Origin of the sequence: Brachybacterium sp. (genome assembly GCF_052095815.1) — a bacterium.
Classification (GTDB): Bacteria; Actinomycetota; Actinomycetes; order Actinomycetales; family Dermabacteraceae; genus Brachybacterium.
The window spans coordinates 1-4,785 of the sequence record NZ_JBQDLF010000089.1 but is presented as its reverse complement, the minus strand read 5'-3'; the positions used below and the strand labels follow the sequence as shown (position 1 = coordinate 4,785).

At 65.3% G+C, this 4,785-nt stretch carries 4 protein-coding genes; 2 read left to right on the top strand and 2 right to left on the bottom strand.

The window, feature by feature from the left end:
• Positions 1-82 precede the first annotated feature (82 nt).
• Complete coding sequence (locus ACTH43_RS18305; RefSeq protein WP_441446317.1) at positions 83-817, bottom strand: DUF429 domain-containing protein; 735 nt, start codon at positions 815-817, stop codon at positions 83-85.
• Between the two features lie 5 nt (positions 818-822).
• Positions 823-2,313 carry a C69 family dipeptidase gene (locus ACTH43_RS18300; protein WP_441446316.1) on the bottom strand — a complete coding sequence of 497 codons (1,491 nt, stop codon included), beginning with the start codon at positions 2,311-2,313 and terminating at the stop codon, positions 823-825.
• 329 nt (positions 2,314-2,642) lie between these two features.
• Here ACTH43_RS18300 and ACTH43_RS18295 point away from each other — a divergent pair, with 329 nt between their 5' ends.
• Positions 2,643-3,335, top strand: coding sequence for a hypothetical protein (locus ACTH43_RS18295; protein ID WP_441446315.1), 693 nt, complete (start codon positions 2,643-2,645; stop codon positions 3,333-3,335).
• Positions 3,336-3,784: 449 nt separating this feature from the next.
• Positions 3,785-4,588: a CBS domain-containing protein gene (locus tag ACTH43_RS18290; RefSeq protein ID WP_441446314.1), complete on the top strand. Its 804-nt coding sequence runs from the start codon at positions 3,785-3,787 to the stop codon at positions 4,586-4,588.
• Positions 4,589-4,785: the final 197 nt, after the last annotated feature.

Sequence of the window (4,785 nt, the reverse complement as noted above, 5' to 3'; positions counted from 1 at the left end):
CAGCAACCCCGATCCCGGAGAGGTCCGGGGCTACGAACAAGGTAACGGGGGAGGGGAGCGACCGCCTGACCGGCGAGGACCCTCACTCCGGCGTGGGCAGCCAGATCCATCCTTCGTCGGCCGCAGCGGCGGCGAGTTCCGCTCGTGGAGAGACCGCCCTGCCCAGGAGCACCTCTCGGGCGACCACCGCGGCGATCACGGCGTCGAGTGCATCGTCCGAGGCCGCGCACACGCCCTCATGTCCTGCCCAGTCCAGCCACGGCCACCGGGCGCTGAGCTCTTCGACGAGCTCGCCGCGCACCAGAGCTCCGGCGGCCTTCTTGTAGCGCTGGGCTCCGAATCCCCATGCGGCCAGCGCGGCGCCCGGGTAGACCTCGCAGGCCACGCCGCTTCCGTCGAGCGGGGTGGGGATGTCCTGCTCTCGCAGGCGCGCGGCGATCGCCGCCCAGCGGATGGCAGGGTAGGCGATCTTGTCCGCGGCGACGCTGAGCGGCGTCTTGCCCACCCGCCGGCGCACCTCGAGGTCCGTCTCTCGGAAGAGAACGGCCCGTCGCCAGGCCGGTCCGGTGTCCGCCGGGGACTCGAGATCGCCGGCCTGGTGCCCGGCGACCAGATCGACGAACCGGCGCGGCCATCCGAAGGGCACGTCCACGCCGGCCTTCGAGGCAGGGATGATCGCCCCGAGAACGTCGTCGTCGCTCGCCCCCACGTGGACGTCGTCGATGCGGACCACGTGGCGCTCCTCGCGAAGCACCGCGAGGCCCGTCCTGCGCGGGTCCGCCGCGAGATCGATGCCGGCGATGAGCCGAGGGGCCACCGTTCTCACCCGTCGGACCGCGAGAACCGGTTCGTCATGTGGTTGCTCGCGGTGGCGAGGACCTCGCCCAGCAGCGCGTCCGTCGCGGTGCGGATCTGCTCGGCGATCCTCGTGTTCGCCTCGGCGAGCAGGCCCGGCACCGCGGCGTCGTCGGCCGACGATGCCGCCGCGGTCGCCGCGTGCACGGCGGCGTGACCAAGGGCCAAGGTGCGCTGCTGGTAGCGCTCGATCGCGGGGATGATCTCGGCGTGGTGGGCATCGGCCAGGGCGGCGATCAGCCGTGAGGTCCAGTAGAAGCTGTCCGTGCTGACGGTGCCGGTGGTGGTTGTGAGATAGGCGGGTGCCACCTCGACGTTCGTGAACATCGGGATCAGCGTGGTGAACGGGAGCGAGGCGTAGGCGACCCACTGCAGCGCCCGATGGGACTCCGGCAGGTCCGGGCGGATCTGCAGGATCGCGAGCGCGTTGTGGCGGTTGATGCCGATGGGGCGGAACGCCGTGCGCTCCGCCGCGGTGCCGCGGGCGGAGTACGGGTCGAAGACCGTGCCCTGGTAGTGGGAGCTGAGCACGTCCTTGACGTCCTCGATCGTGAGCAGGCGCTCGGGCCGCCGGCTCCACGGGAGATCGTCCGATTCCGGGCTCGCCCCGGGCAGTCCCGCGTCCCAGTCCGCGCTCGTGGGGTTCAGGATGCGCTGCATGGACCAAACGCGGGGCGTGTTGTAGACGTGGTCCGCGGGCGTGTGGGAGCCGAATGCCTCGCGGGGGTTGAACACCGCCGGCGATGCATCGTCCACGTCCCGCTGGGTGAGGTCCAGGTGATGGGCGGTGAGGAACTCCCGCAGGTCGGGGCTCGCCAGGTGGTCGCGGCCCGGCCCTTCCGCGTCGTCGAGGTCGATGGAGTCGATGCCCAGCTGGTTCGGCATCGTCACGTAGTGATCCTCCGGGACGCGCCGTGCGATCCAGTGGTGCCCGCCCACCGTCTCCAGCCACCAGATGTCCTGCTCGTCGCTGAAGGCGATCCCGTTCATCTCGTAGGTGCCGTGCTCCGCGAGCAGCGCGCCGAGCCGCTCCACACCCTCGCGCGCGGAGCGGATGTAGGGCAGGACCAGCGTCACGAAATCCTCCTCGCCGAACCCGCCGGGCGTGCCCGTGGCCGGGTCGTGCTCCACGAGCGGGTCGGCGCCGAGCACCCGCGGGTTGCTGGTGATCGTCTCCGTGGCGCTCATGGCGACGTTCGCCGCGTTGATGCCGGCGCTCGCCCACACCCCGTTCTGCCCCAGCGCATCCGGGATCGCGGTGTACCGCAGCGGCTCCTCGGGCAGGGCGATCGTGCGCTTGCCGATCACGGAGGTGTAGGTGCGGGGCTGATCGGCCGGCTGCACCACCACGACCCGCTTGGGATCGAAGGTCCCGTCGCTGGAGTCCTCGTTGCGGGCGACCAGAGGAGAGCCATCGGCGCTCGCGCGGCGGCCGACGAGGATCGTGGTGCAGGGCATGGGGGAGGGTTCCTTCGAGCGCGGGGATCTGGGGAGGTCCACGGTAGTCCCGGGGCCGACGGTCCCTGTGCGCCCCGCCCCGGGCACCTGCGAGGCCGCCGGCATCCGGCGGTGATCGAGCCCAGGTGATCGAGGTGCTCATGGCCCGGCTTCCGATGTTCGAGGCTCGAGGCCGGACGGGGACTTCTCCCCATCGCCGCTCCCGAGCAGTACGAGAAAACGATCTACGGCCGACGGGGTGGGAAGAACTGATGAATCCATGGGGTACGTGCGATGTCACCTATCTGGGCGACAGTCCGTTTGTCCGTATGACCGGCTATGTTGTCGCCATGACGACTGATACGCACCTCGAGAGGGTCCTCGCAGCGATACGCAGCGACCTAGGTGACCCTGCAACCTGGGGCGCTCCCGTGGAGATGCAGGGCTCCCTCGCCCTCTGTGCCCTGAACTCCGCATACTCCCTGCAGAACACATCGGCGGCTGTTCGCAACGTTCTGCGCCGCTACCGCGAGCACCGCATCGATGCCGGAGCGGACCCCAGCACGGACTCTGGGCCGGACCTTATTGGCGCGATGGATGCTGCCGGAGGCGCCCGCGCGTTCTCGACCGAGATTCTCGATACGCGAGCAGCTTTCCCGAAGACTGGCCGGTTGCGCTCTGAGGCCATCTATGACGCTCTGGCCGGCCTAGCCGATCTCGGGGTCACCACCACACAGCAGCTCCTGGATCACGCGAACGAGAGCGCGGCAGAGCGGGCATGGTGCTCTGTGAAGGGCCTTGGTCAGCAGTCCTGGGCCTACCTGCTCATGAATGCTGGACAATCTACTCGTACAAAGCCAGACACGATGGTTCGACGCTTCCTAGCACGAGCAACAGGCGCTCCCGTCGACGCGGTCGAGGCAACCCGGCTGATTACTGAGGCCGCTGCTGCCCTCGGTGTAGAGGTGCGGAATCTTGACCGAGCGATCTGGCTCCACGAGTCGCCTGACCGAGGCCCCAAGGATCAGGAGGATGTTGAGTGATCCAGGCGGGTGACATCTTCGCCATGCAGCGCGCGCGAAGAGTGCACTTTCAACACGGCGGCAGGACCTACGAAGGCGTCGTGCAATGGATCGAAGCCAGTGGTAGCGCCCTGTCGCACGAGCGGAACCATCAGGATTGTGTGAGCCTGATGCTCAGTGACGGCAGCACTTTGAACGACCTCCCTAAGGCCACACCGGTGGAGGTATCGTCGTAGTCAGCGAAGACGCTGAGGACGATTCTCCGCTTACGATAGCGCTACTCTGCGACCTTACTGAGAAGTGAGTTTGTCACAAATGCTCGTGAGATTAGTCGGAGGCCGTTGTCGACAATATTTACGTAAGTTTCAGGAATGTAAAGAGATTGAGATTGCCGCACGATCAGGTCAGGCTGAAGCCTGATCTTGCGGTAGCCCCAATTGCGATAGGGTTCATTGGTGAAAAGCTTGCGGTTGAGGATCGATGTCGTCTCCGTTCGGGCCAAACAGTTGGCGGTCCCGCTCACGGAAGGACTGTGCCTGCGTCCGGAAGACTCTGCGGTCGAGGCCTCTGAGAAAATGCTGGATCGGCAGTATGATTTTGCACCCGTACTCGAAGAGGGTTCGCCGATCGGGTTATTTGCCTACAGCGCGTTTGGGGATAGTTCCCACGGGGCGCTCGTGAGCGAGGCTATGGAGCCGCTGAACTCGGCTACCATAGTTTCGGGCGAGACGCGACTAGAGACGATCATTAATCGCCTGAATAGTAGGCCATTCCTTTTCGTGCTGGAGGAAAATGGCTTCTCCGGCTTCCTTACGCCCTCCGACTTAGGGTCAGTCGGGGTGCGGGCGCATTTCTACTCTCATCTATCCCTCCTCGAAATACTTCTCGGCGAATATTTGCGCCTAAGATATCCCGATCAAAGTAAGGCCATCTCCCTCCTTAAGGCGGGGCGACTGGAGAGTCAGAAGGCAATAGTTGCCGATCTGAGATCCCGAGACAGGTTTCTCGACGAGATTTCCTGCGTCAGCCTCCAGGATCTTATCGATATCTGTGGCAAGGATTCAGAGTTCAGGGCAGCGGTGGCGCGCACAGGCACCGGCTGGAATAAGGTGGACAGAGGTTTCGGGGAGTTTCGCGATGCGATTATGCATTCTTCGCGACCTCTGTCGACGCTTGGGATGACGGAACCTGCCATGCTTTTAAAGATGCAGCGCCGGATTGACGCGCTCTCCGAAGCGGTTGAGAAAATGCTCCGGAGCCTGCCACGCTCTTGAAGATGCAACGTCGGGAATATGGTCGCGCGTGAGCGGGGACCAGTAGGTGACGAAGTCTGCCTCACCGCCGGGGGCGAAACTTCTCCCTGAGCGTCGACATGGACTTGACGCTCAGGTTTCCTCGGCCATTTTGCGGTTATCTGGCTCTTCGCGGTTCGTGGTGAATGACCCTGCTGTGGCGGGTATTCACGCTACGG